21 protein-coding genes are annotated in these 25,075 nt (G+C 66.5%); 3 read left to right on the forward strand and 18 right to left on the reverse strand.

Annotated elements, in window-relative coordinates:
- The first annotated feature begins 68 nt into the window (after positions 1 to 68).
- The 3 genes from B5J99_RS02270 (at position 69) to B5J99_RS02280 (ending at position 3,460) form a co-directional block, all read left to right on the forward strand.
- Positions 69 to 1,040 (forward strand): bile acid:sodium symporter family protein, encoded by a 972-nt coding sequence (locus tag B5J99_RS02270; protein ID WP_117351339.1) that lies wholly within the window; start codon positions 69 to 71, stop codon positions 1,038 to 1,040.
- 46 nt (positions 1,041 to 1,086) lie between these two features.
- Positions 1,087 to 2,049, forward strand: a complete 963-nt coding sequence (locus tag B5J99_RS02275; RefSeq protein WP_117351340.1) for a radical SAM protein — start codon at positions 1,087 to 1,089, stop codon at positions 2,047 to 2,049.
- 166 nt (positions 2,050 to 2,215) lie between these two features.
- Entirely contained in the window at positions 2,216 to 3,460 is a 1,245-nt protein-coding gene (locus tag B5J99_RS02280; RefSeq protein ID WP_117353320.1) for an ABC1 kinase family protein, read from the forward strand.
- Positions 3,461 to 3,473: 13 nt separating this feature from the next.
- Here B5J99_RS02280 and B5J99_RS02285 read toward each other — a convergent pair whose 3' ends face one another.
- The 18 genes from B5J99_RS02285 to B5J99_RS02370 all read right to left on the reverse strand — a co-directional run bounded on the left by B5J99_RS02285 (position 3,474) and on the right by B5J99_RS02370 (position 24,818).
- Complete coding sequence (locus tag B5J99_RS02285; RefSeq protein ID WP_162892418.1) at positions 3,474 to 5,867, reverse strand: SPOR domain-containing protein; 2,394 nt, start codon at positions 5,865 to 5,867, stop codon at positions 3,474 to 3,476.
- Positions 5,868 to 6,005: 138 nt separating this feature from the next.
- Positions 6,006 to 7,451, reverse strand: coding sequence for a cell division protein FtsZ (gene ftsZ, locus B5J99_RS02290; protein WP_117351342.1), 1,446 nt, complete (start codon positions 7,449 to 7,451; stop codon positions 6,006 to 6,008).
- Between the two features lie 137 nt (positions 7,452 to 7,588).
- A complete protein-coding gene (gene ftsA, locus B5J99_RS02295; RefSeq protein ID WP_211337866.1) occupies positions 7,589 to 8,905 on the reverse strand; it encodes a cell division protein FtsA in 1,317 nt (438 codons plus the stop codon).
- Positions 8,902 to 9,795, reverse strand: coding sequence for a cell division protein FtsQ/DivIB (locus B5J99_RS02300; RefSeq protein WP_117351343.1), 894 nt, complete (start codon positions 9,793 to 9,795; stop codon positions 8,902 to 8,904). The genes ftsA and B5J99_RS02300 overlap by 4 nt, the downstream gene beginning before the upstream one ends.
- Positions 9,779 to 10,729: a D-alanine--D-alanine ligase gene (locus tag B5J99_RS02305; protein WP_117351344.1), complete on the reverse strand. Its 951-nt coding sequence runs from the start codon at positions 10,727 to 10,729 to the stop codon at positions 9,779 to 9,781. Before B5J99_RS02305 ends, B5J99_RS02300 begins: the two co-directional genes overlap by 17 nt.
- The gene (gene murB, locus B5J99_RS02310; RefSeq protein WP_211337867.1) at positions 10,726 to 11,640 is read right to left on the reverse strand and encodes a UDP-N-acetylmuramate dehydrogenase; all 915 of its coding nucleotides are present in this window, start codon (positions 11,638 to 11,640) and stop codon (positions 10,726 to 10,728) included. Before murB ends, B5J99_RS02305 begins: the two co-directional genes overlap by 4 nt.
- Positions 11,637 to 11,831, reverse strand: a complete 195-nt coding sequence (locus B5J99_RS02315; RefSeq protein ID WP_117351346.1) for a hypothetical protein — start codon at positions 11,829 to 11,831, stop codon at positions 11,637 to 11,639. The genes murB and B5J99_RS02315 overlap by 4 nt, the downstream gene beginning before the upstream one ends.
- A complete protein-coding gene (murC, locus tag B5J99_RS02320; RefSeq protein WP_117351347.1) occupies positions 11,828 to 13,240 on the reverse strand; it encodes a UDP-N-acetylmuramate--L-alanine ligase in 1,413 nt (470 codons plus the stop codon). The genes B5J99_RS02315 and murC overlap by 4 nt, the downstream gene beginning before the upstream one ends.
- Positions 13,237 to 14,427, reverse strand: coding sequence for an undecaprenyldiphospho-muramoylpentapeptide beta-N-acetylglucosaminyltransferase (gene murG, locus B5J99_RS02325; RefSeq protein WP_054134050.1), 1,191 nt, complete (start codon positions 14,425 to 14,427; stop codon positions 13,237 to 13,239). The genes murC and murG overlap by 4 nt, the downstream gene beginning before the upstream one ends.
- The gene (locus B5J99_RS02330; RefSeq protein WP_171900224.1) at positions 14,424 to 15,656 is read right to left on the reverse strand and encodes an FtsW/RodA/SpoVE family cell cycle protein; all 1,233 of its coding nucleotides are present in this window, start codon (positions 15,654 to 15,656) and stop codon (positions 14,424 to 14,426) included. The genes murG and B5J99_RS02330 overlap by 4 nt, the downstream gene beginning before the upstream one ends.
- The gene (gene murD / locus B5J99_RS02335; protein ID WP_117351348.1) at positions 15,653 to 16,990 is read right to left on the reverse strand and encodes a UDP-N-acetylmuramoyl-L-alanine--D-glutamate ligase; all 1,338 of its coding nucleotides are present in this window, start codon (positions 16,988 to 16,990) and stop codon (positions 15,653 to 15,655) included. Before murD ends, B5J99_RS02330 begins: the two co-directional genes overlap by 4 nt.
- Entirely contained in the window at positions 16,987 to 18,057 is a 1,071-nt protein-coding gene (gene mraY / locus B5J99_RS02340; RefSeq protein ID WP_054134048.1) for a phospho-N-acetylmuramoyl-pentapeptide-transferase, read from the reverse strand. Before mraY ends, murD begins: the two co-directional genes overlap by 4 nt.
- A complete protein-coding gene (locus B5J99_RS02345; RefSeq protein ID WP_117353322.1) occupies positions 18,057 to 19,478 on the reverse strand; it encodes a UDP-N-acetylmuramoyl-tripeptide--D-alanyl-D-alanine ligase in 1,422 nt (473 codons plus the stop codon). Before B5J99_RS02345 ends, mraY begins: the two co-directional genes overlap by 1 nt.
- Positions 19,475 to 20,902: a UDP-N-acetylmuramoyl-L-alanyl-D-glutamate--2,6-diaminopimelate ligase gene (locus B5J99_RS02350; RefSeq protein WP_117351349.1), complete on the reverse strand. Its 1,428-nt coding sequence runs from the start codon at positions 20,900 to 20,902 to the stop codon at positions 19,475 to 19,477. The genes B5J99_RS02345 and B5J99_RS02350 overlap by 4 nt, the downstream gene beginning before the upstream one ends.
- Positions 20,903 to 20,999: 97 nt before the next feature.
- Positions 21,000 to 22,724 carry a peptidoglycan D,D-transpeptidase FtsI family protein gene (locus B5J99_RS02355; protein ID WP_117351350.1) on the reverse strand — a complete coding sequence of 575 codons (1,725 nt, stop codon included), beginning with the start codon at positions 22,722 to 22,724 and terminating at the stop codon, positions 21,000 to 21,002.
- On the reverse strand, positions 22,721 to 23,332 hold the full coding sequence (locus tag B5J99_RS02360) for a hypothetical protein (protein WP_069050700.1): 612 nt from the start codon (positions 23,330 to 23,332) through the stop codon (positions 22,721 to 22,723). Before B5J99_RS02360 ends, B5J99_RS02355 begins: the two co-directional genes overlap by 4 nt.
- A complete protein-coding gene (rsmH, locus tag B5J99_RS02365; protein ID WP_117351351.1) occupies positions 23,329 to 24,324 on the reverse strand; it encodes a 16S rRNA (cytosine(1402)-N(4))-methyltransferase RsmH in 996 nt (331 codons plus the stop codon). Before rsmH ends, B5J99_RS02360 begins: the two co-directional genes overlap by 4 nt.
- A complete protein-coding gene (locus B5J99_RS02370) occupies positions 24,324 to 24,818 on the reverse strand; it encodes a division/cell wall cluster transcriptional repressor MraZ (RefSeq protein WP_054134043.1) in 495 nt (164 codons plus the stop codon). Before B5J99_RS02370 ends, rsmH begins: the two co-directional genes overlap by 1 nt.
- Between the last annotated feature and the right edge of the window lie 257 nt (positions 24,819 to 25,075).

Consider the following 25,075-nt stretch of genomic DNA (forward strand, 5'->3'; position numbering starts at 1 on the left):
TGTGTCGCACCCGATAGCCTGCCAAGCAAGTCGTTGCACGGGGGGCAGAAAAATAGCAGGGGGTCTGGATGTCGATTATCGCGCGCCTCATTCCAGACCGTTTCGTGCTGTTGCTGATGGCGACCATTCTGGCGGCCGCCTTGTTGCCGGTTACCGGTCAGGCCGCAGTGTATGCCGGCCACGCGGTCTCGGTGGCGATCTTTCTGCTGTTCTTCCTGCACGGCCTGCGCCTGCCGCGGGCAGAGGTTGTCATCGCGATGCGCAACTGGCGGCTTCAGGGCGTGATGTTCGGCTTCGTGTTCGTGTTCATGCCGATCCTCGGCCTTGCCGCCGCCAGCGCGCAGGGCGGGCTGCTGCCCGAAGGGCTGGTGGTCGGGCTGCTGTTCTTGGGCATCTTGCCATCGACTGTCCAGTCGGCGATCAGCTACTCGTCGCTGGCAGGCGGCAATGTCGCGGCATCGGTGATGGCATCGGCGCTGCTCAATCTCGCCGGGATCTTCATGACCCCGCTGCTGGTCGCGCTGCTGATCGGCGCAGGGGGCGGCGCGGCGATCGGCAGCGATACCGTGCTGCGGATCCTGGCCATCCTGCTGCTGCCCTTCGCGCTGGGTCAGCTGGCGCAAGGCTGGCTGGGAGCCTGGGCAGGCCGCAACAAGGCGCTGCTTTCGGTGCTCGACCGGATCGCGATCGTCCTTGCGGTGTATGTCGCGTTCAGCTCGGCGGTCGCAGGCGGCCAGATGCAGGCGCTGGACTGGGGCGTGCTGGGCACACTCACCGCGATCATCTGCGTGATGATGGCCATCGCGATCGCCGCTGCCTGGGCGCTGGGCGGGGTCATCGCCCTGCCCCGCGCGGACCGGATCAGCCTGTTGTTCGCAGGGTCGCAGAAAAGCATCGCCACCGGTGCGCCTCTCGCCGCGATCCTTTTCGCAGGGCCGCAGGCGGGCCTCGCGATCCTGCCTGCGCTGATCTATCACCAGATTCAGCTGATCATTGCCGCACCGATCGCATCACGGCTGGCAAAAACCCGCGACGCCTGACGCTTTTTTGCTTTTCCTGCGGCAAGAGCGAAGCGATAGATAGGCGATGGATCCCACCAGCCCCTTTGCCATCGCCGACGCTCCGCCGCTGGACCCGGCAAAGTTCCGCGATCCGCTGATCACCGCCAAGGGCGAGCCGCGCGCCAGCGTGGCGATGACCGGGCTGGAGACGTTGTGGTTCAACACCGGCACATTGTGCAACCTCGCGTGCAAGAGCTGCTATATCGAAAGCTCGCCGCGCAACGATGCACTGGTCTATCTCAGCCTTGCCGAGGTCACCGCCTATCTCGACGAGATCGCCGCATCGGGACTCCCCACTCGCGAGATCGCCTTCACCGGCGGCGAGCCGTTCATGAACCCGGACATGATCGCGATCCTGGAGCTGTGCCTGTCGCGCGGATTTGCCACTTTGGTGCTGTCCAACGCGATGCGCCCGTTGCGGCGGCATGAGGATGCGCTGCTGGCGCTGAATGCGCATTATGGCCGCCAGCTGACCATCCGGGTGAGCCTCGACCATTACACCCAGGCCGTGCACGAGGCTGAGCGCGGCGGCAACAGCTGGGACAAGGCGATCGACGGCTTGCAATGGCTGGCGACGAACGGCTTTGCCATTGCGGTCGCGGGACGGCATCTGGCGCATGAGAGCGATGCCCGGGCGCGCGCCGGCTTTGCCGCACTGTTCGCGCAGCACGGCCTGCCGGTCGATGTCGGCAATCCGCTGAGCTTCGTGATGTTCCCCGAGATGGACGCATCCGCCGATATCGCCGAGATCAGCACCGGATGCTGGGACATTCTGGGCAAGAGCCCCGATGCGATGATGTGCGCGACCAGCCGGATGGTGGTGAAGCACAGGGGTGCAGAGCGCCCCACCGTGGCGGCCTGCACATTGCTGCCCTATGATCCGGGCTTCGACATGGGGGCGACATTGGCCGAGGCATCGCGCAGCGTCTTGCTCAACCATCCGCACTGCGCGCGCTTCTGCGTTCTGGGCGGAGCGAGTTGCAGCTAGGGGGGCGCCCACCTACATAGCAGCCAGGCGACGCCTCTATCCCGATGCCGCCAACGCCCACAGGTCAACACCCCGCATGCTTCCCCCCAAATCGCGTTCCGTCGCCTCATCTTCCGGACAGGCCGTCCCCAGCGGACGCATCGCCCGGTTCGCCGGTTTCAGCAGCATGGCTGGCGGCATTGCGGGGACGATGCTGGTCGATGGCGCAAAGCAATGGGCGCAGGGCAAGCGTCCCAGCGTCGGCGACCTGCTGCTGACTCCCGCCAATGCGCGCAAGATCGCCGACAGGCTTGCCACGATGCGCGGCGCAGCGATGAAGCTGGGCCAATTGATGTCGATGGACACCGGCGATTTCCTGCCGCCCGAGCTCGCCGACATCCTGGGCCGCCTGCGCGCCGATGCGCAGCACATGCCGCAGGGGCAGTTGCGCAACGTGCTCAACGAGAACTGGGGCCGCGGCTGGGAAAAGCGCTTCAAGAGCTTCGATTTCAAGCCGATCGCCGCCGCCTCGATCGGCCAGGTGCACCGCGCGCGTACGCTCGACGGCCGCGATCTGGCGATCAAGGTGCAGTATCCCGGCGTGCGCCAGAGCATCGACAGCGATGTCGACAATGTCGCCTCGCTGATCAAGCTCACCGGGCTGCTGCCTCCGGGGATCGACATCGACCCGATGCTGGCCGATGCCAAGGCGCAGCTGCACGAAGAGGCAGACTATGCGCACGAGGCCGCGCATCTTGCCCGCTTCGGCGAACTGCTCGCCGGCAGCGCCGATTTCCACGTGCCCGCGCTGCATGCGGACCTCACCACGCCCGACATCCTGGCGATGGACTATATCGAGAGCATCGCGATCGAGGACACCGCTGACATGGATGGCGAAGTCCGCGACCGCATCGTGCGGCTGGCGGTCGAGCTGCTGCTGCGCGAGCTGTTCGATTTCCGGCTGATGCAGACCGACCCCAATTTTGCCAACTATCGCTTCGATCCGGCCACCGGACGGCTGGTGCTGCTCGATTTTGGCGCGACGCGGGTGGTGACTGACAGGGTATCGGACGCCTACCGTACCCTGTTGCGCGGCGGGCTGAGCCGCGACCTCGCCCAGATGCGCGAGGGGGGCCTGGCGCTGGGGATGCTGCATCCCGATGCACCGGAGAACCACAAGGTCGCGGTGCTGGGCATGTTCGACACCGCATTCGAACCGCTTCGCCTCGACGCGCCGTTCGACTTCACCTCAAACGAGATGACGATGGAATTGCGCGACGAGGGCATGGCCTTTGCCAAGGAACGGACCTTCTGGCAGATCCCCCCGGTCGACACGCTGTTCATCCAGCGCAAGATCGGCGGCGTATTCCTGCTGGGCAGCCGCCTGAAGGCCAACCTCAACGTCCACCGGCTGATCCGCGACGCGCTCTAGAGCGGTGCAGCGGTCAGCCGCCCAGCTTGGTGACTTCCTGGCCTTCGGGGCTGGTGAAGCTGAAGCCCGAGAGCTTGTTCTTGGCCAGCGTGTTGACGAAGGACTGCGCCTCGTTGGGGCCTGAGAACGGCCCGGTCAGCAGTCGGTTGGTGGCGTTGAGCGGCGTCCACCAGCCCTGCTTGCCCTTGAACAGCGCAGGCGCCTCGCCGGTCAGCCGCTTCCATTCCTTCGAGAGGTCCGCGCGGTTGGCGCCACCTGCGACCTGCACCCAGTAGCGCTTGGGATGCTTTGGCGGCGCGGGCTTGGCGGCGGCCTTTTTCGCCGCGGCCTTCTTGTCCGCCAGCTTCTTGGCCTCGGCGATCTTGGGGTCGACCTTGGGCGGCAGCGGCTTGATCTTGGTGATGTCGACCGCGTTCTCGTCCGGGGCCAGTTCTTCGGGCGGAACCGAGATGCTTGCGATCACCGACGACAGGCTGACCCGCGCGGGAGCAGGCGCTGGAGCGGCAGGGGTCGCTGGCTGCGACCCGGCACCTTGCGGCAGGCTCGCCGCCGCGAGCGCGACCGGATTGGCGGCAGGCGGTGCAGACTGGGTCGGTGCTGGTACGGGCGTCGGCGAAGGGGTGGGCGCAGCGGCACGCGGCTGCTGGCCGATCTGCGCCAGATCAAATCCCCCCTGTCCGCTGCCTGCAGATGCAATCGCAGTGGGTTGGGTTGCTTGCACGGTCTGGGCCGCGGGCGGCGAAGGCTCGGCTGCTCTTGGCTGACGCTGGGGCTGCGCGGCAACGCTGGCCTGCGCCGCCGCCGGACCGGAGGTGCCGACCGGCGGAACCGAGTTGAACCCCGGCTTGGGCAGTTCGGTCATCCCTGCCATCCGCACTGGCCGCGTCTCGGATGCGACCGGCGGCAGCGTGGCGGGCGGCGACGTGACGGGCGATGGCGTCACGCTGGCCTGCGCGCTGGCCATAGCCGGCTGCCGTATAACTGGATCGGCCGCCGTCGGCGCCGGGGGGGTCTGAACTGCCACGTTGGTCTGCCCGCCGCTGGTGCGGGGAGCCCGCGCCACGCGGACCGGTGCCTGGGTGGCGACCGAAGGCTGGACCGGATCGGACGACGCGCGCGACGAATCGGGCAGCGGCTGGACCGTTGCCGACGCCGATGCCGATCGCGTCGGGCCGGGCAAGGGCTGCACGGTGCCGGGCGCCGGGCGCGACTGGCCTTGGCGCGACTGGCCGGGAAGCGGCTGGACGGTGCCCGGTGCGGGCTGCGAGGACGCAATCTGCGCCGGGCTACCACGCCCGGGGATCAGCAGATCGGGCGGCGGAACCGGGCCCGGCGCGCGCGCCTGGACGGCGACGGGCCTGGCTGCTGCCTCAGCCTGCGCCAGCGCGATCGCCTCGCGCTCCTTCTTCGAAAGCTTGCCCGGCCTGCGCCGCTGCGACTTGTCTACCTTGGCGACCTTGCGCGACTTGCTGTCCGCCCCCGGCCCTAAAGGCTCGCCTGCGGGGATCAAGCCTGCATCGGCGCGGCCCGAGCGGACCCGCGGGGTCCCTGCCGAGGCATATTGGCGGTTGCGCGGATCGTCCTTGCCGATCGCCGCTGCTTGCGGGAACTGGCCGAAATGCGCGGCGGCTGCCTGCTGGGCTGGGGTCAGCCGTCCCATGAAGCGGAAGAACGGCTCGATCGATGCGGCCATCCGCTTGGGCATGGTCGCATCGGCGATCTCGATTGCACCCTGCGCGTCGCCGGACACCGCGAGCACGAACGCGCGGGTGCGCCACGCGGCGGCATCGCGCTTGCGCAGCAGCGGATCGAGCTGCGCCTCGGCAGCGGCGCGGTCACCCGAGATGCCCAGCGAGAGGGCATAGCGGCGGATCGTCTCGTCATCACCGCCGCGCCGCAGCGCCAGCTCGTAATCGGCCTGCGCTGCATTGGAATTGCCGACCAGGTCATAGGCCAGCCCCCGGTCCGACGCGAACACCGATTCCGGCACGCCCAGCTTCTTCGCCTCTTCGAACAGGCGCAGCGCCTCATAGGGGTTTTCGTTGAGCAGCAGGCCCGATCCCAGTCCCGCCTTCACCCGGCCATTGCCCGGCGCCATCTCGTCGGCGCGCGCGAAAAAGCCGATCGCCGCCTGCGGATCGCCCAGCAGCAAGGCCGCATTGCCGCCGTCGATCAGCGCATCGATATCGGCAGGGTTGAGCGCGAGCCGCTGCAGCGCGTTCTGCAATTCGCGCGTGCCCTTGGGCTGCGCGACATTGAGCGAGGAATAGCCGGCCTCACCGGCATCGGGCGCATCGGGGCCTTCTTCCTGCGCGTGGAGGGGCAAAGGTGCCAGGGCAACCATCGCTGCCAGCAGGGTCGCGGCCGAGCCGAGGAAACGCCAGTGGGAAAATCGGGTCAATGCCATGTTGATCCCGTCAGTCGTCGCTTGACCAGGTGATTGCAAGCGCATCCCGCATCACCACACGGCAGAGCGTGGCGCGTATTCGACAGCTTGCGGGAACCCTGGGCCCGCCGCGCGGAAAGGGGCAGCGGGCCAACAGGCTTACTGGTTGTTCTGGCGGCCCAGAAAGCGCGGGATGTTCAGCGGAGGCGCATCGGTGCCGTCGTCGCCATCCTCGTCATCACTGCGGGCGCCGCCGCGCGACAGGCTCGACATGCGCTCGAACAGCGTGCCGCCGCCGGTTGCCACGCGCGGAGCCTTGGCGGCAGGCGCAGCGGCTTCTGCAGCAGGAGCAGCAGCCACGGGCGCCGACTCGTCCACCGGATCCATGCTGGCGGTATCGAGCAGCAGTTCGTCGCCCGCCGATGCGGCATCGGCATCATCGAGCGACTGCGCGGCCACGCCCAGATCCAGCGTTTCGGCGGCATCGGCCGCCACGGGAGCAGGCGTTGCAGCAAAGGATGGCGCAGGAGCCGGGGCCGGAGCAGGTGCGGGCGCAGGCGCCGCAACCGGTGCGGTGAAGCTGCGCGTGCCACCCTGGGCGAGCGAGAACGGACGCGAATCCTCAGTGTTGTGCAGGGCTTCGCCATCGATTCCGGTGGCAACCACCGACACGCGGATCTTGCCTTCCAGATCGGGGTTGAACGCGCTGCCCCAGATGATGTTGGCATCCGGATCGACCAGTTCCTTGATGTGATTGGCCGCTTCGTCGACTTCCATCAGGCGCATGTCGTCGCCGCCGGTGATCGAGACGATGACGCCCTTGGCGCCCTTCATCGAAACGCCGTCGAGCAGCGGGTTGGCAATAGCGCGTTCCGCAGCTTCCAGAGCGCGACCATCGCCTTCGGCTTCACCGGTGCCCATCATCGCCTTACCCATCTCGCGCATCACCGAGCGGATATCGGCGAAGTCGAGATTGATGAGGCCGGGGTTGACGATCAGGTCGGTGATCGAGCGCACGCCCTGCTGCAGCACTTCGTCGGCAAGCTGGAAGGCTTCCTTGAAGGTGGTGTTGGGGTTGGCGACCAGGAACAGGTTCTGGTTGGGGATGACGATCAGCGTGTCGACGTTCTTCTGCAGCTCGGCGATACCCGCTTCAGCCGCGCGCATACGGCGCGTGCCTTCGAAGGTGAACGGCTTGGTGACGACGCCGACGGTGAGGATGCCGCGATCGCGCGCAGCCTTGGCCACCACCGGCGCTGCTCCGGTGCCGGTGCCGCCGCCCATGCCCGCAGCGATGAAGCACATGTGCGTGCCCTCGAGGATCGCCTCGATGTCGCCGACGGTTTCTTCCGCCGCCGCGCGGCCGACTTCGGGACGCGATCCGGCGCCCAGGCCCTGGGTGACATCGGGGCCGAGCTGGATGCGCTGTTCGGCGGTCGACGAGTTGAGCGCCTGCGCATCGGTGTTGGCGACGATGAAGTCGACGCCTTCCACATGCGCCGCGATCATGTTGGCAATTGCGTTGCCGCCTGCGCCGCCGATGCCGATCACCGCGATCCGCGGACGCAGTTCATCGACGGTGGGCGGTCCAATGGTGATGCTCATGCCTTAATTCTCCCCTGCTTCATAAATTTGAAGCAAATTACAAAGTGCACATTGCACAGATTGATTCGCGAATTCACGTAAAAAATCGGGTTTTTCCACCACTTCGTGCGTATCGTTGCGCCATTGGTCGCTCATCGTCAGAAATTGCCGACCAATGCCCGCCACAGACGCTGCAATACCGCCGCACCCGAATGGCGATGAACCTGCTGATAGCTCGACACAATGCTGCGAATGTCCACCGGCTCGTCAGCCGCGAACAGCGCGAGCCCGGCCAGCGTCGAAAAGGCAGGGCCCGCATGCGCGTCCGGAAGACCAGCCAGCCCCGAAGGCCGCCCGATCCGCACCGTGCGGCCCAGCGCCACCTGCATGTGATCGGCCAGCCCGCGCAGCTCCGCGCACCCGCCGGTGAGCACGATCCGCTGCCCCTGCGCGCCGGTAAAGCCCAGCTCCTTCAGTCCCTTGGTGATCTCTCCGATGAGATAATCCAGCGGCTGGCGGATGACCGAAACCAGTTGCGCGCGGCTGATCGAATGCTTGTCGTCGGGCGCGCGCCCGCCTGCGCCCACCAGCTTGCTGTCCTCTTCGGGCAGGCGCAGGTCGATCATGTCGTGGTTGTCGCGCGGCGAGGACGTAGCCGCGCCGTGGAAGCACTTGATCCGCTCGGCCTCGGCCCGGCGCAGCCCGAAGGCGGACGCGATCGCATCGGTGATGTCCGCGCCGCCAAAGGGAATGGTGAACAGCCCGACCAGCATGCCGCCGGCGTACAGCGAGATGTTGGTGACCGCTGCGCCCATTTCGATCAATGCGACGCCCAACTCGCGCTCTTCCTCGCCCAGGCACGCTGTGCCCGCCGCGATCGGCGCGGCAACGATGCCGCTGACGCCGAGATACGCCGCCGCCACGGTCTGGTCGATGTTGCGCACCGGCGCCCCATCGGCGAACACCACGTGGATATCGACGCCCAGCCGCTCGGCGTGCAGCCCGATCGGCTTCTTGACCCCGGTCGCGCCGTCGAGCGTGTAAAGCGCAGGTTGCGCGTGCAGCACCATGCGCCCGCCCGGCTGGATCGTTTCGCGCCCGGCGGCGAGCAGGTGATCGACGTCATCCTCGTCGATACGGCCCCCGCCCAGATCGATCTCGACCCGCGCGATCGTGCTGGTGAGCCCGCCCGAGGTGCAGCTGACATGGACATGATCGATGTTGAGCCCGGCGATCCGCTCGGCCTGCTCGACCGCCTCGCGCACCGCAAGCTCGGTCGCCTGCATGTCGGTGATATAGCCGCGCTTGACCCCGTCGCTCGCCCTCTGCCCGGTGCCCAGCACCAGCAGCTCGCCCGCATCGGTGCGTCCGACGATCATCGCGCAGACCTTGGACGAGCCGATGTCGAGCGCGCCGAAGGTCTTTTCGATCCGGGGGACGGCTGCGCCGCCCTTGCGGGGCTTGCCGCCGCTCATTGCGCTGCCGATGCGATCGCATCGCCTTCGGGTTTGGCGGGGTTGCGGGGTTTGCGCAAGTAAGCGCGTTCAGGATCGCGCAGATCGAAATAGGTCACGCCCTTGCCCAGCAGCCGGTTGACCCCATCCATCCGCGCAAAGTTGATCAGCGCGGCTTCGGACAGGTCCTCGCCCTCGGGAAGTGCCAGCACCTCGCCCGTGTGGAAGGTCAGGTTCCAGCGGCGGTTACCGACCCATTCGGCCTCCTTGACCTGCGGGGTCAGCGCGGGCGCTGCATCGAGCAGTTCGGTAAGGTCGCCGATCTTCGCATTGGCGCGCTTGCCGACGATCCGCAGCATCTTGGGATCGATCTGGCCGGGGCTTGGCTCGAGCGCGACGCCTTCGGCATCGACCAGCATCACCTTGCCGCGATCCTCCCACACCGCCATCGGTTCGCGCTCGACGATGTCGACGATCAGCGTATCGGGCAGCTGGCGCGAGATGCGGGCATCGGCGATCCAGCTGAACCGGGTGAGTTCGCGGCGGAGCTCTTCCAGATCGACCTGCGGCATCGACCGGTCCTTCTGTGCCAGCACGATCTCGTAGACCTTGAGCTCGTTCATCTTGTCGACGTTGCGCACCTCGACCTTCTTGACCTCGAAGCCCGCGCGCCCGGCGGCCAGCGCCATCTCTTCCTGCACCATGCCGGGCAGGCCCATGAACTGCGCGGTGATGACCCCGGCCAGCGCCAGCAGCCCCAGCACGCCGATAGTGGCGGCCTTCTGCAGCTGCGCCTCGGTGAACGGCAGACGCGCCAGTGCGGCGTTGGTGCGCGATCTTTGCGCGGTGCGCGGCTTGGCGCGGGTTGCGCCGCGCTTGGCCGATGTGCCGCGTTTAATCCGTGTCGTCATGCCGGGTGCCCCCCAATGCGCTTTCCACGATAATCTCAACCAGATCGGCATAGCTTATGCCGACATGCGCCGCCTGTTCGGGAACCAGGCTGAGCGGTGTCATACCCGGCTGTGTGTTGACTTCGAGCAGGAACAGCCCGTCCACACCCTTCTCGTCATCCCAGCGGAAGTCCGAGCGCGATGCGCCCTTGCATCCCAGGATGTTGTGCGCGCGCAGTGCCAGGTCCATGCACAGCGCCGCGATATCCTCGGGGATGTCGGCAGGGCAGATGTGCAGCGTCAGGCCGTCGGTATACTTGGCATCATAGTCGTAGAAGCCCGACTTGGTCTGCAGCTCGGTGACGCCCAATGCCCGGTCGCCGAGCACGGCAGTGGTCAGCTCGCGGCCCTTGATGAAAGGTTCGGCGAGCAGCTCGTCGAATTCCTGCCATGGTCCCACGGCATCGCGCGCAATCGGGTCACCATAATTGCTGTCCGCCTTGACGATGGCGACACCGACCGACGAGCCTTCGTTGACGGGCTTGAGCACATAAGGCCGCGGCAGCGGGTCGCCCGCATACAGGCATTCGGAGCGCACAATGTGACCGCCAGGCATCGGAATGCCATGCGGCACCAAAGCCTGCTTGGTCAGCACCTTGTCGATCGCTATTACCGAAGTGGTCAGCCCCGAATGCGTGTACGGGATCTGCATCAGATCGAGCATGCCCTGCACGCTGCCATCCTCGCCCGGTGTACCGTGCAGCGCGTTGAACACGACATCGGGGCGAATGCCGGCGAGCACCGCGGCGACATTGCGATCCATGTCGACGCGGGTCACGGTATGCCCGCGCGATTCCAGCGCCTTGGCGACGCCCTCGCCGCTCATCAGCGACACCTCGCGTTCGGCTGACCAGCCGCCCATAAGCACGGCGATATGGAGCTTGGGTAGAGTCATGCTACGGGGCTCCCTATCCGCTGGATTTCCCATTCCAGCTCGACGCCCGATTGCGCCTTCACGCGGGAGCGCACTTCCTCGCCCAGCGCCTCGATGTCGGCGCTGGTGGCGGTGCCGGTGTTGATCAGGAAGTTGGTGTGCTTCTCGCTCACCTGCGCGCCGCCGATCATCAGGCCGCGACAGCCCGCCTGGTCGACCAGAGCCCAAGCCTTGTGGCCATCGGGGTTCTTGAAGGTCGATCCGCCTGTCTTGCTGCGCAGCGGCTGGCTGGCCTCGCGCGAGGCGGCGATGCGGTCCATCTCGGCCTGGATCGCGGCGGGCTCGGCGGGCGATCCGGTGAAGGTCGCAGCGATGACGATCGCGCCTTCGGGAAGCTCGGAATGGCGATAGGTGTAATGCAGGTCGGCGAGCGCCAGCGTGCGCCGCGAGCCATCGCGCAGCACCACGTCGCAGTCGATGAGGATATCCTTGACCTCGCGGCCATAGGCCCCGCCGTTCATCCGCACGAAACCACCAACCGTGCCGGGGATCGAGCGCAGGAATTCAAGCCCGCCGATGCCACCATCACGCGCGGTGGAGGAGACGAGGATGCCCGAGGCCCCTGCCCCGCAGCGCAGAACCATGTCGCCGGTGCGCTGAACTTGCGCAAACGCCTTGCCCAGCCGCACGACGACGCCGGACACACCGCCGTCGCGCACGATCAGGTTCGATCCCAGCCCCAAAGCCATCACGGGGATGGAAGGGTCGAGAGCTGCCAGAAACTCGGCCAGATCATCGGCATCCTTCGGTTCGAACAGCCAGTCGGCCGCGCCCCCGGTCTTGAACCACAGCAATGGAGCCAGCGGCGCATGCGCCGTCAGCCTGCCTGCCACTGCCGGCATTGTTTCTATCGAGGCGGCGGCTGCCGTCATTTAACGCCCCAGATCGACAGCCAGCTCTTCACCGCGCGCTGCTGCGCATTCGCGGCATCGCGCATCGCCGAGGCACCATCCACGGACTTCTTCCACGCCTCGAGCGCCTTCTGCCCCGCCTGCATCTGCTGGCGCTGGGCATCGATCACCTGCTTTTGCATGTCGATCATCCAGTCGAACGGCGTGCTCATGCTGCCACTCTCCGCGCACTGATCGCGTCGGCGAGCCCTGCCGCCCATTTGGTGATGTCGCCCGCGCCCAGGCAGATGACCATGTCGCCATCCTGCGCCTCGGCGGCCAGCAGATCGGCCAACTCTTCGGGGCCACTGATCGTGCGGGCCTGGCGGTGGCCGCGTGCCTTGAGGCCGCTTGCCAGCGCTTCGGCGCTGACGCCCTCGACCGGGTCCTCGCCCGCCGCATAGACCGGCGCGACATAGACGATGTCGGCATCGTTGAACGCCTGCTGGAACTCGTCCATCAGATCGCCCAGCCGCGAATAGCGGTGCGGCTGGACCACCGCGATGATCCGGTTCTGCACGCCCTCACGCGCGGCGGCCAGCACCGCGCGAATTTCGACCGGGTGGTGGCCGTAATCGTCGATAATGGTGATGCCGTCCACATTCCCGACATTGGTGAAGCGCCGCTTGACCCCGCCGAACTGGGCAAAACCGGTGATGATGTCGCTGTCCTGCATGCCCATCTGCAAGCCGACCGCGATCGCGGCGATCGCATTCTGAACATTGTGGCGGCCCGGCATCGGCATTTCGATGCCACTGATCTGCCGGGTCGAGCCATCGCGCTCGCGCACGGTGACGTCGAAGCGGTTGCCGCCGGGGATCGAGACGACATTGTCGCCGCGGATATCGGCCTGCGCGCTGAACCCGTAGGTGACGATCCGCCGGTCCTTGACCCGCGGCAGGATCGCCTGGACCTCGGGGTGATCGAGGCACAGGATCGCCGCGCCATAGAAGGGCACGTTCTGGACGAACTCGACGAACGCATCCTTGACCGCGTCGAAGCTGCCATAATGGTCGAGATGTTCGGGATCGATGTTGGTGACCACCGCGATCGTGCCGTCGAGCCTGAGGAAGCTGCCATCGCTTTCGTCAGCCTCGACCACCATCCACTCGCTCGCACCCAGGCGGGCATTCGAGCCGTAGCTGTTGATGATGCCGCCGTTGATCACGGTAGGGTCGATGCCGCCCGCATCGAGCATCGCAGCGATCATCGAGGTGGTCGTGGTCTTGCCGTGCGTGCCCGCCACCGCGACGGTGGATTTCAGCCGCATCAGCTCGGCGAGCATCTCGGCGCGGCGTACCACGGGGACGCGGGTCTCGAGCGCCAGATCGACCTCGGGGTTGCCGCGCTTGATCGCGGTCGAGGTGACCACCACCGCCGCATCGCCCAGATTCTCCGCCTTGTGGCCGATCATCACCTTGATGCCGCGCTTGCGCAGGCCCTCGATGACATAGCCCTCGGCGATGTCGGACCCCTGCACCGTGTAGCCCAGATTGTGCATCACTTCGGCGATCCCGGACATGCCGATGCCGCCGATGCCGATGAAATGGATGGTCCCGATGTCGACTCCGACGCCCTTCATGCTTCTGCTCTTTCCGTATCGCGTGCGAGTGCTTCGCCGCCGATCGCGTGTCCCTTGGCGGCAGGCGCCACCCGGATCACATCGACCAATGGCGCACCGCCAAAACTTTCCACCAGATCGGCCAGATCACGCACCGCGTGCGGATAGCCGCATTTGTGCGCGGCCAGCGCGGCGTTCTCGAGCGCGTGCGGGTCAAGCGCCATCTTCTGGATCTGCTTGGCCAGCTCCTTGGGCGTGAACGCCTCCTGCCGGATCGAGCGCGCACCGCCGGCCTTGACCATCTCGCGCGCATTGGCGGTCTGGTGGTCGTCGGTGGCGATCGGCAGCGGCACCAGGATTGCTGGCCTGCCCGCCGCAGTCAGTTCGGCAATCGTCGAGGCGCCGGCGCGGCCGATGAACAGGTGCGACCAGCCCAATTTCTCGGGCAGGTCGTTCATATAGGTGGCGAGTTCGGCAGGGATGCCATGCTCGGCATATTTGGCGCGAACGCCTTCGATGTCCTCTTCGCGGCACTGCTGGACGACCTGCAGGCGGCGGCGCAGATTGACCGGCAGCATCGCAAGGCCGTCGGGCACCACTTCGGAGAGCACGCGCGCGCCCTGGCTGCCGCCGGTGACGAGCACGCGGAACACGCCGTCCTCGAGCAGCGGCGGATAGTTCTGCCCACGCAGTTCCAGCACCTCTTCGCGCACCGGATTGCCCACGACATGCACGCGGTCGGCATGTTTGGGGTTCAGCCGGTCGACCTGCTTGTAGGCGGTGGCGATCGCGTTGACCCGCCCCGCCATGAAGCGGTTGACCCGGCCCAGCACCGCGTTCTGCTCGTGGATCACCGTGGGGATCCCGGCCTTCTGCGCCGCCAGCAACGTGGGCAGCGCAGGATAGCCGCCAAAGCCCACGACCGCGGTCGGCTGGAAGGTCTCGAACAGGTTGAGCGCCATATTGCGCCCCGCCCAGATGCCCTTCATGCCCTTGAGCCAGCCCAAAGGCCCGCCCGCGATCCGGCCCGGCGGCAGGATGTGCACCTGATCGCCTTCGAAGATCCCCGGAATTTTCGCGCCGCGTTCATCGGTCACCAGCGCGATGTGGTGCCCGCGCTGCTGCAGCTCGCGCGCGAGCGCAAAGGCGGGGATCAGGTGTCCGCCGGTGCCGCCTGCGGCCAGCACATAATGGCGCGATACATTCATCCTCGGCTCCAGTCCTGACCGAGCAAAGTGCGGTCTTCGAACGGGTTACGCCGGGTCAGCGACAACAGCAATCCCGCGCCGATGCCCAGCGCGATCATCGACGATCCGCCATAGCTGATAAACGGCAGCGTCATGCCCTTGGAGGGGAACAGTTGCAGGTTCACCGCGATGTTGATGAACGCCTGGCCGCCCAGCTGCGCGGTGAGGCCCGCCACCGCCATGATGGTGAACAGGTCGCGTTCCTCGAGCAGCCGCATGCAGATGCGCGCGATGATCGCGAAATAGACGAGCGCGATCGCCGCGCAGGCGAGCAGGCCGAATTCCTCGCCGATGACGGAGAAGATATAGTCGGTGTGCGCCTCGGGCAGGTTGAACTTGTGCGTGCCTAGCCCCGGGCCGGTGCCGATGAGGCCGCCGCCGGTGAGCGTCTTGTGCGCGAACATGACATGGTCATATTCGCCCGCGCCGAACAGCCAGCCGTTGATGCGCTGGGTGGCGACCGGATAGAAGAAATAGGCGGCGGTCATGCCGACCGCGCCCAGCCCGACGCCGCCAGCGACCACCTGCATCGGCAGCCCGGCCAGCAGCATCAGCGTGAACCAGATGCCGATGAACATGATCGTCTGGCCGAGATCCGGCTGGCGCATCAGCAGCATGGCGATGCACAAAGTGATCGCTGCCGAGAGCTTGAGCACCGGCAGGCTGGGGTCTTTGACCCGCAGCGAGATGATCCAGCCCATGGTCACCGCATAGGCAGGCTTGAGGAATTCCGAGGGCTGGATGCCGATGCCGTAACCGATCCAGCGCTTGGCGCCGTTGACCGTGTTGCCCATGATCGGCACCAGCATCAGCAGCACGAAGCAGATGCACGCCATGATGATCGCCAGCCGCCGCGCCTCGCGCTTGGGCAGCATTGAGACCACGAACATGAAGCCCAGGCTGACGATGACCCAGCCCAATTGCCGATAGAAGAAATAGAGCGGGCTCAGCGTTTCGGTCGCGGTCGAGAGCCGCCGCGCGCTGGCGGGCGATGCCGCCTGCACCGCAATCAGCCCGATGGCGATCAGCATCATGATCAGCGCCAGCAGCACGCGGTCGAGTTCCCAGAACCAGATCGCCAGCTGCGAGCGGTCGCTGCGGCCCAGGCGGCGGCTGAGATTGCGCGGCAGCTTGTAGGCACGCGGGCCTGCCTGTGCGGCAGCGGGAGCGGTTGCAGCCAGATCGCTCATTGCGCGACATCCTTGTGCTGGGTGACATCCTGGGTGATCAACGCGTCGACGATCTGGCGGAAGCAGTCGCCACGCGCTTCGAAATCGCGGAACTGGTCGAACGAGGCGCAGGCCGGGGAAAGCAGAACGACGTCACCCGCCTTGGCATTGTCCATCGCGCTGCGCACGGCATTCGCCATCATTTCGGCGCGGGTCACCGGCATCACCTTTTCGAGCTGATCGGCAAACACCGGACCCGCCTCGCCGATGGTGTAGGCGTGGACGACATGGCCGAAATGCTCGGCGCATTCATCGAGGCTGTCACCCTTGGGCAGCCCGCCGACGATCCAGTGGATCCGTGCGAATGCGCCCAGCGCAGGCGCGGTGGAGGCCGGGTTGGTAGCCTTGCTGTCATTGACATACACCACGCCGCGATGCTCGGCGACGCGCTCCATGCGGTGTGGCAGGCTGGAATAGGTGGCGAGCGAGCGGCGCGTCTGCGCCTCGTCGAGCCCGAGCGCATGAGCCACGCCCAGCGCGACGGCAATGTTCTGCGCGTTGTGCGGCCCCTTCAGGCTGGGCCAGGCGGCCTGATCACCTGCCGGGATATCGCTCGCATGCACCTCGAGCGGCGCTGCCAGCGTGGCGGCGATCGCGCGCGTCGGCTCGTCATCGGTGGCGATTACCGCGACATGGGCGTTGCTCTGCATGCTGAACAGCCGCGCCTTGGCGGCGCAATAGCCGGCAAAGCCGTCGTAGCGATCGAGATGATCCGGCGTGATGTTGAGCAGCACCGCGACATCGCAATCGAGGCTGAAGGTCAGGTCGATCTGATAGCTCGACAGCTCGAGCACGTAGACGCCGGTGCCCGCTTCATTGGGCGACAGCGCCGGCTGCGACAGGATCGGCAGGCCGATATTGCCGCCCATGATCGTCGGCACCCCCGCCTCGCGCAGGATGTGGTGGATCAGCGCGGTGGTGGTCGACTTGCCGTTGGTCCCGGTGATGCCGACCACGCGGTGCGGCGGCAGGCTGGGACGGGCAAGCGCGAACAGCTCGATATCGCCGATGATCGGGACATCGGCGGCGCGGGCACGATCTGCCACCGGGTGTCGGTTCAGCGGCACGCCGGGCGAGACGATCAGGCCATCGAACCCTGCCAGATCGATCTCCATCGGATCGCCGATCACCACATCGGGATGGTTGGCGATCGCGGTCTCGCGCGCTTCCTCGCGATTGTCCCACACGGTGCACTGCGCGCCCGATGCCATCAGCGCATCGAGCGTCGCCAGACCCGAGCGTGCCAGCCCGAGGATGCAATAGCGTTTCGCGGCAAAGGCGGGAGAGACGATCAACGAATCTTCAACGTCGCAAGACCGGCGAGCGCCAGCACCAGAGCGATGATCCAGAAGCGGATCACCACGGTCGATTCAGGCCAGCCCAATTGCTCGAAATGGTGATGGATCGGGGCCATGCGGAACACGCGCTTGCCGGTGCGCTTGAAGAAAAACACCTGGATGATCACCGACATGGCTTCGACCACGAACAGTCCGCCGACGATGCCCAGCACGATCTCGTGGTGCGATGCGACCGCGATCGCGCCCAGTGCGCCGCCCAGTGCCAGCGATCCGGTGTCGCCCATGAACACGGCAGCGGGCGGAGCGTTGAACCACAGGAAGGCAAGGCACGCGCCGATGATGCACCCGCAATAGATCGCCAGTTCGCCCGCGCCCGGAACGTGCGGGATTCCCAGATACGCGGCGAACTTGGCGTTGCCGACCATGTAGACGATCAGCAGGAAGGTGAGGCTGGCGATGATCACCGGGAAGGTCGCGAGTCCGTCCAGCCCGTCGGTGAGGTTCACCGCATTGCCGAACGCGACAATCGTGAACGCGGCAAAGGGGATATAGAACAGGCCAAGGTCGAACGGCGGGTAGTTGATGAACGGCACGTAGAGCAGCGTTCCGGTCTCACGCAGGATAATCCAGCTGGCAACGCCTGCGATGATGAATTCGCCCAGCAGCCGCACTCGGCCAGACACGCCCTTGTGGCTGGCCTTGCGGACCTTGTCGAAGTCATCGAGAAACCCGATCAGGCCGAAACCCAGCGTCACGGCAAGGCACGCCCAGACGAACACGTTGCTGAGGTCCATCCACAGCAACACCGAAATGCTGAGCGAAATGAGGATCATCAGCCCGCCCATGGTCGGCGTGCCGCGCTTGGCGAGGTGGGTCTGCGGCCCGTCGGTGCGGATCGGCTGGCCCTTGCCCTGGCGCATGCGCAGCATCAGGATGAAGCGCGGACCGATGATCAGCCCGATCAGCAGCGCGGTGACGATTGCCGCCCCCGAGCGGAAGCTCAGATAGCGGATGAGGTTCAGCGGTCCCTCGAAATCCAGATATTGCGCGAGAAGATACAGCATCAAACCCCCTTCTGCGCCAAAGCGCCGCCTGCTGGCGGCTGTGCCAGCGCGCGCACCAGCGCAGATAACCCCACGGAATTGGACCCCTTGACGAGCACGGCATCGCCATCGGCCAGTTGTGCCCGCAGCGCTGCAAGCGCCGCGTCGGCGGCGGGCACATGCGCGATTGTTCCGTGCCACTCAAGCGAATTGCTGAGCGCATCGGCAAGGGGTGCCATTTCATCGCCGACCAGAATGACCGAGGCGATATCGGCCGCGATCACCGGCGCGGCGAGGGCGGCGTGATAATGATCCGAGGTTTCCCCCATCTCCTTCATCGCGCCGAGCACCGCGATGCGGCGCGGCGCGGGCTCCTTGGCCAATTGCGCGAGCGTGGCGGCCATCGATGCTGGATTGGCGTTGTACGCCTCGTCGATCAGCAGCGCCTCGCCGCCATCGGCGGTCGCAATCGTAAGCCGTTCGCCGCGACCTGCCAGTCCCGGCAGGTTGGCAAGCGCCAGGCCGGCGATGGCAAGGTCGCCGCCTGCGGCCTCGATCGCGGCCATCACTGCCAGCGCGTTCATCACCCAGTGCTCGCCGGGGGCAGCGATGCGGAAGCACAGCCGGGCCTCGCCGATCTGGGCGGTAACCAGCGATCCGCCTTCGATCGCGGCGATGCTGTCGATCAGCCGCGCTTCGCTGTCGGGCTGGCTGCCGAAGCGGATGATCGTGTCGGTGCAGGCGCGGGCTGCAGCATGCAGGCGCGCGAAATGGCGGTTGTCGTGCGGCAGGATGGCGGTGCCGCCCGGCTCCAGCCCCTGGAAGATCTCGGCCTTGGCATCGGCGATGCCTTCCTCGCCATTGGCGAAATTGCCGATGTGTGCAGGCGCGATGGTGGTGATGATCGCGATGTGCGGGCGGACGATCCGGGTCAGCTCGGCGAGCTCGCCTGCATGGTTCATCCCCATCTCGAACACGCCGAAGCGCGCGCCGCGCGGCATCCGGGCGAGGCTCAACGGGACGCCGACATGGTTGTTGTAACTCTTGACCGAGCGATGCGCGCTGCCCGGCGCCATCCGATCGAGCGCGTGGAACAGCGCCTCCTTGGTGCCGGTCTTGCCCGCAGAGCCGGTGACGCCGATGATCATGGCCTGGCTGCGGTCACGCGCGGCGCGGCCCAAAGCGGTGAGCGCGGCGGCGCTATCGGCCACCAGCACATGGGGATGGTCGATCGGCTGCTCGGTAATCACGCCAGCAGCGCCAGCCGCCACCGCGCGGTCGATGAACTTGTGCCCGTCGGTTGCCTCGCCGCGCATCGCGATGAACAGGTCACCCGGCACGATCTCGCGCGAGTCGAACGCCACGCCGGTGACGGCAAAGTCGGCAGATGCCGTGCCGCCGGTCGCCGCTGCGATTTCGGATAAGGTCCAGAGGCTCATCATGCCGCGCACTCCCGCGCAACCTGAACATCGTCGAATGGAAGCACGCGGTCTCCCACGATCTGGCCCTGCTCGTGGCCCTTGCCCGCGAGCAGCACGATATCGTTGGCGCCCGCCATCGCCACCGCTGCGGCAATCGCCTCGCGGCGCCCGCCGATTTCGGTGGCGCCGGACGCTGCGGCCATGATTGCTGCGCGGATCGCGGCGGGGTCTTCGGAGCGGGGATTGTCGTCGGTGACGATCACCACATCGGAAAGATCGCTGGCCACCTTGCCCATTTGCGGGCGCTTGCCGGTGTCGCGGTCTCCGCCTGCGCCGAACAATGTGATCAGCCGGCCGCTGACATGCGGACGCAGCGCCTCGATCGCGGCTTGCAGGCCGTCTGGGGTGTGGGCATAATCGACATAGACCGGAGCGCCCGCGCGGGTGATTACCGCGCGCTCGAGTCGGCCGCGCACCGGCTGCAACCGGCCCATATGATCGAACACCTGCCTGGGGTCGCCACCGGCGGCGATGACGATGCCTGCCGAGACCAGAGCATTGGCAGCCTGATAGGCGCCGATCAGCGGCAAGTTGACCTTCAGTTCTTGGCCCCCATGCAAAAGCACGAGGAGCTGGCCAAGCTGGGTCGGGGTGCGGCTGACAAGGCGGATACCCTCGCCCGCGCTGCCCACGGTGAACAGGTCGAGCCCGCGCGCCTTTGCCCGGTCGATCACGCGTGCCGACCATTCGTCGTCTGCCCAGACGACAAAGCTGCCATTGTCGGCCACGACCTCATCGATCAGTCGCATCTTGGCCTCGAAATAGGCCTCCATCGTGCCATGATAATCGAGGTGATCGCGGCTGAGATTGGTGAAGGCGCCGACCTGCACCGGCAGGCCTTCGGTGCGGTATTGCGACAGGCCGTGGCTTGATGCCTCGAAGATCGCATGCGTCACGCCCTCGCGCGCGAGGCCGGACATGTTGCCCAGAAAGGTGACGATATCGGGGGTGGTGAGCCCGGTGGACGTCTGGTCGACCGAAGTGGTCACCCCCAGAGTGCCGATCGATGCGGCGTTGTGCCCTGCCATCCGCCACAGCTGGCGGGTCATCTCGGCGGTCGAGGTCTTGCCGTTGGTGCCGGTGACGGCGGCGACGTGCGCGGGAACGGGGGTGAAGAAGCGCGCGGCGATTTGCGCGAAGGCGCGGCGGGGTTCAGCGTCGGCGATGTGGACTGCGCCATTGACGATCGCATCGGGCGCGGCGACGATGGCAATGGCGCCGGCGGCGACCGCATCGGCGATGAAATCCTCACCGTTGAAGCGCGCACCGGCAAAGGCGCCGAACACGGTGCCCGGGGCAACCTTGCGGTGATCGATGGCAAATCCGGTGACTGTCTGCGCGGCATCCTGATCCGACAGGCCGGGAGCCAGTTCACCCAAATTCATTTCCGTGCCCTTTGTTCGACCCTGTAAATTCCTGCCTCCTCTATGTCTGCCCCGCGCAGATGCAAGACCCCTGCTGCGCACCGCATTGTATAATTGCCTATGCCGGATCGTCCGCCCCGCCCTTTGCCCCGGCCCTGACCGGCGCCTTCCACAGCAGCGGCATCAGTTCGGAGACATCGACATCGCGCCGGTCATCGGGGATGATCCCGAGCATCGGGCCGATCCGCGGGACCAGCCGCGCCACCACCGGCGCTGCCGTCCAGCCGGCGGTGCGCTGGAACGAGGAGGCCGAGTTGCCCGCGGGCTCGTCGATCATGATCAGCACCACGAAGCGCGGCGCATCCATCGGGAAGACGGCCGCGAAGGTCGCGACCACCGAACTGCGGTTGTAGCCGCCAGCACCCGGTTTTTCAGCGGAGCCTGTCTTGCCGCCGACGCGAAAGCCGGGAGCCTCGGCCTTGCGACCGGTGCCATCGCGCACGATCATGCGCAGCAGCTGGTTCATCCGCGCGCTGGTCGATGCCTTGAACACCCGCTCGCCGCGCGGCACGTCGCTTGGTTTCAGCTTCATCAGCGTTGCGGGCCGATAGACCCCACCATTGACCATTGCGGCATAAGCGCTGGCCAGGTGCAGCGGGCTCACCGCGATGCCATGGCCATAGCTGACGGTCATGTTGGTCAGCCGACCCCAGCTTGCGGGCCACAATGGCTTGACGGTTTCGCGCAGGTTGATCTGTGCGGGCCGGTCGAAGTGCAGCTTGCGCATCACTGCCTGCAGCCGCTCGGGGCCCAGCTCGTCGGCGATCTGCGCGGTGACGATGTTCGAGCTGTGCACCAGTGTTTCGGGCACGTTGAGCCAGCGGCCCGACGAGTGCGAATCGCGGATCTGGAAGCCTGCGACCTTGAGCGGGCGGCTGGCATCGTAGCGGCGCGACAGGTTGGTCACCGTGCCCGCATCGATCGCAGCGGCGACGGTGAGCGGCTTGAAGGTCGATCCCAGCTCGAAGAAGCGATAGGTGACCTGATTGGCCTCGAACGCCGCGCTGTTGGCGTCGAACTGGTTGGGGTTGAAGCTGGGCAGCGAGGTCATCGCCATCACCTCGCCGGTCTCCACGTCGAGCACGACGCCAGCGGCCGCCTTGGCATCATAGGATTTCATCGCGCGGCCAAGCTCGTCCTCGAGCGCGGCCTGCACCCGGATATCGACAGACAGCGCCGAAGGCGTCAGCCGCTTCTTGGGATCGATCAGCTCGGCATCCAGCGCGCGCTCCATGCCGGAGACGCCATGGCCATCGGGGTGGACATAGCCCAGCACGTGCGCTGCCAGCTGCAGCTGCGGATAGAAGCGTTCCTTCTCGCGCGGAAACTCGATCCCGACCTCGCCCAGCGCGTGGACGCGGTTGACCTCTTCGGGCACCGCGCGGTGACGCAGATAGGTCGGCTTGTTGCGGCTGAGCAGATCGAGGAAGCGCTGCTCGCTGGTATCGGGGAAGATCTGCGCCAGCTTGCCCGCCAGCACCTTGCGGTCGCCGATCAGCCGTTCGGGCACCACACGGACGGCATAGCCATCGATCGTGCGCGCGAGCGGTACGCCGTTGCGGTCGACGATATCGCCCCGGCCCGGATCGACCAGGGCAGAGCGCGTGGCGGCCTGCGCCTGTTCGCCGAAGACGCCGATAAAGGTCAGCCGCAGCAGGATCGCACCGACGCCGATACCGAACAGGGCGAGCACCGCGACCAGCCGCACCTGCGCGGTCAGCGTCATGTGCTGCCGCTTGCTGGCCAGACGAACCCTGTGGCTGCCGGATGCGAGCGCGGTCATTGGCCCCCCGTCTTCTTGAGTTCGGCATCCGCCTGCTTGTTGATCCGGTCGAGCAGCCTGTCATCGAGCAGGCGGCGGCCCTGGGTCCGGCTCTCGGCCTTGCCTGGCTCGCCAAGCGCGGCCTTGGGCGATGTTGTCGCTGCGGTCGCCGCGCGCGCCGGGCTGATGATCGCGACGCTCGCCGAGACCGACAGCGGCTCGGGCGTCTTGACGGTGGCGGCGGCAAGCTGTGCCGGCTTGATCGCGGCGGGCTCTGCCTGCGGCTTGATCGTCATCGCCGCCACGCGCACCGGCTTGTCGAGCTCGCGCATCTCGTCGCCCAGATTGGCCAGCTCGCGCTCGCCGTCCAGATACTGCGCGGCGCTGGGCGCCTCGTAGCCGTATTCCAGGTCGTTCCACATCGCCAGCTGGCTGAGGCTGGCGCGGGTGGCGAACTCGGTTTCCAGATAGCGCAGCTCGGCGCGCGTGCGCAGAATCTCGCGCTCGGTGCGGGTCAGGTCGCTGCGCAGCGTCGCGACGCTCAGCGACAGCGGATACAGCGCGATCGCGACGATGAAGATCAGCGCGATCCAGCCGATGGTCTTGAGGCGCTTGACTGCCAGGATCATGCCGCACGCCTTTCCGCATCATCGTGCGCGCCCCAGGCCGGAGCCTCGCTGCGCACCGCGACCCGCAAGGTGGCCGAACGCGCGCGGGGGTTACGCGCGCATTCGGCCTCGCCCGCCCGGGTCGGCCTGGCGGGTTTTTCGAAACTGGGGGCCCGGCGCTGGCCGGACAGATCGGGAAGGTGACGCGAGCCGGCGCCCTCGCTGCCGCTGCGCAGCTTCAGGAAGCGCTTGACGATGCGGTCTTCGAGGCTGTGGAAGCTGACCACGGCAAGACGTCCGCCCGGCGCAAGCATCGCCTCGGCAGCGACAAGCCCCTCGCGCAGCTCGTCAAGCTCGCCGTTCACGTGGATACGGATCGCCTGGAAGGTGCGGGTCGCAGGATCCTTGGGCGCGCCGGGCCGATAGCCCAGCGCCTTGCGGACGACCGCGGCCAGTTCGAGCGTGCGCTCGAGCGGACGCGCAGCCACGATCGCGCGGGCGATGCGGCGCGACTGGCGTTCCTCGCCATACAGATAGAGGATGTCGGCGATGTCCGCCTCGTCGGCGGTGTTGACGAAATCGGCAGCGCTCAGGCCATCCTGCCCCATGCGCATGTCGAGCGGGCCATCCGACTGGAACGAAAAGCCGCGGCCTGCCTGATCGAGCTGCATCGACGACACGCCGATATCGAACACGATGCCATCGACCTGGGTCACCCCTGCGGCGCGCAGCACCTGTGCGAGCTGCGAGAAGCGCGCCGCATGGAACGCGAATTTGCCATCGCTTTCGGCAATCAGCGCCTCGCCTGCTGGGACCGCATCGGGATCGCGGTCAAGACCATGGACGGTCGCGCCAGCGGCCAGCATGGCACGGCTGTATCCGCCCGCGCCGAAGGTCGCATCGACATGCACTTCGCCCGGCGCAATCGCGAGGCCTTCGAGCACCTCGGCGAGCAGCACGGGGACGTGCGGAGTATCATTGGTCTCGACCGACGGGGTTTCACGGCGCGCCATCAGGCCTTGCCCCCCAGCTCGTCCATCATGAACCTTGCGATATACTGCTGCGAGGCCAGGCGGGGGTCATCCATCGCCAGCAGATGCTCGACACCCCAGATGCTGAAATCAGTGCCGTTGCCGCTGAAGAAGACGTGCTTGTCGATCCGCGCCATCGCGACGAGCAACTTGGGCAGGATCAGGCGGCCGCTTCCATCGAAGGTGATCCGGAAAGTGGTGTTGAAACGCGGTCCGCCGAACAGTTCGGTGCGAAACTCCTCGCCCTGTTCGCTGGCGAGCTGTTCGCGGTGCTGCATCTGGGCGAGCAGCGAATCGAGGCGGGCGGTGCCGCAGCCCTGCAGGCACTGGCCTTCGGCGTTGAAGCTGAGCACGGCGACGCTCTCGCCCTTGCTGCCGTAGATCAGGGGGTTTCGAAAGTTGGCCGGAATGGCCATCCGGCCCTTGGGGTCGATGGTCGTCAGTGCAGAACCGAGAAAGGCACTGATTTCCGCCACTTGTTAATCGAACCCCTTGTGCCGCGCCGTTGCGTCTTCCCTGACCGTTTCGGGGGTCTTGTTCTGCCTGTCCGACATGCATGACCCCGCCCGGCGAGCCGGAACTGGGTAAAGCCGCCTCCCCCCACCGCGCACGAGCGCTGCAGGCCGGTCAGACATGACAAATGGTTTGAACCCCGATTAAGGATATCCATAACAGGGGCGATTTGGGGATGAAAGGGTTTTTTTGGGGTTAGCGCGGCATATTGCGGGGCAAT

This window comes from Blastomonas fulva, assembly GCF_003431825.1.
Lineage (GTDB): Bacteria > Pseudomonadota > Alphaproteobacteria > Sphingomonadales > Sphingomonadaceae > Blastomonas > Blastomonas fulva.

Bases quoted from the DNA above. Each gene is read 5' to 3' on its own strand.
- B5J99_RS02300 (WP_117351343.1), bottom strand. From the start codon at position 9,795: ATGACGACACGGATTAAACGCGGCACATCGGCCAAGCGCGGCGCAACC.
- B5J99_RS02315 (WP_117351346.1), bottom strand. From the start codon at position 11,831: ATGAGCACGCCGTTCGACTGGATGATCGACATGCAAAAGCAGGTGATC.
- ftsZ (WP_117351342.1), bottom strand. From the start codon at position 7,451: ATGAGCATCACCATTGGACCGCCCACCGTCGATGAACTGCGTCCGCGG.
- rsmH (WP_117351351.1), bottom strand. From the start codon at position 24,324: ATGGCGCGCCGTGAAACCCCGTCGGTCGAGACCAATGATACTCCGCAC.
- murB (WP_211337867.1), bottom strand. From the start codon at position 11,640: ATGACGGCAGCCGCCGCCTCGATAGAAACAATGCCGGCAGTGGCAGGC.
- ftsA (WP_211337866.1), bottom strand. From the start codon at position 8,905: ATGAGCGGCGGCAAGCCCCGCAAGGGCGGCGCAGCCGTCCCCCGGATC.
- mraY (WP_054134048.1), bottom strand. From the start codon at position 18,057: ATGCTGTATCTTCTCGCGCAATATCTGGATTTCGAGGGACCGCTGAAC.
- B5J99_RS02270 (WP_117351339.1), top strand. From the start codon at position 69: ATGTCGATTATCGCGCGCCTCATTCCAGACCGTTTCGTGCTGTTGCTG.
- B5J99_RS02305 (WP_117351344.1), bottom strand. From the start codon at position 10,729: ATGACTCTACCCAAGCTCCATATCGCCGTGCTTATGGGCGGCTGGTCA.
- murG (WP_054134050.1), bottom strand. From the start codon at position 14,427: ATGAATGTATCGCGCCATTATGTGCTGGCCGCAGGCGGCACCGGCGGA.
- B5J99_RS02345 (WP_117353322.1), bottom strand. From the start codon at position 19,478: ATGATGAGCCTCTGGACCTTATCCGAAATCGCAGCGGCGACCGGCGGC.
- B5J99_RS02275 (WP_117351340.1), top strand. From the start codon at position 1,087: ATGGATCCCACCAGCCCCTTTGCCATCGCCGACGCTCCGCCGCTGGAC.
- B5J99_RS02360 (WP_069050700.1), bottom strand. From the start codon at position 23,332: ATGATCCTGGCAGTCAAGCGCCTCAAGACCATCGGCTGGATCGCGCTG.
- B5J99_RS02330 (WP_171900224.1), bottom strand. From the start codon at position 15,656: ATGAGCGATCTGGCTGCAACCGCTCCCGCTGCCGCACAGGCAGGCCCG.
- B5J99_RS02355 (WP_117351350.1), bottom strand. From the start codon at position 22,724: ATGACCGCGCTCGCATCCGGCAGCCACAGGGTTCGTCTGGCCAGCAAG.
- murC (WP_117351347.1), bottom strand. From the start codon at position 13,240: ATGAAGGGCGTCGGAGTCGACATCGGGACCATCCATTTCATCGGCATC.
- B5J99_RS02350 (WP_117351349.1), bottom strand. From the start codon at position 20,902: ATGAATTTGGGTGAACTGGCTCCCGGCCTGTCGGATCAGGATGCCGCG.
- B5J99_RS02285 (WP_162892418.1), bottom strand. From the start codon at position 5,867: ATGGCATTGACCCGATTTTCCCACTGGCGTTTCCTCGGCTCGGCCGCG.
- B5J99_RS02280 (WP_117353320.1), top strand. From the start codon at position 2,216: ATGGCTGGCGGCATTGCGGGGACGATGCTGGTCGATGGCGCAAAGCAA.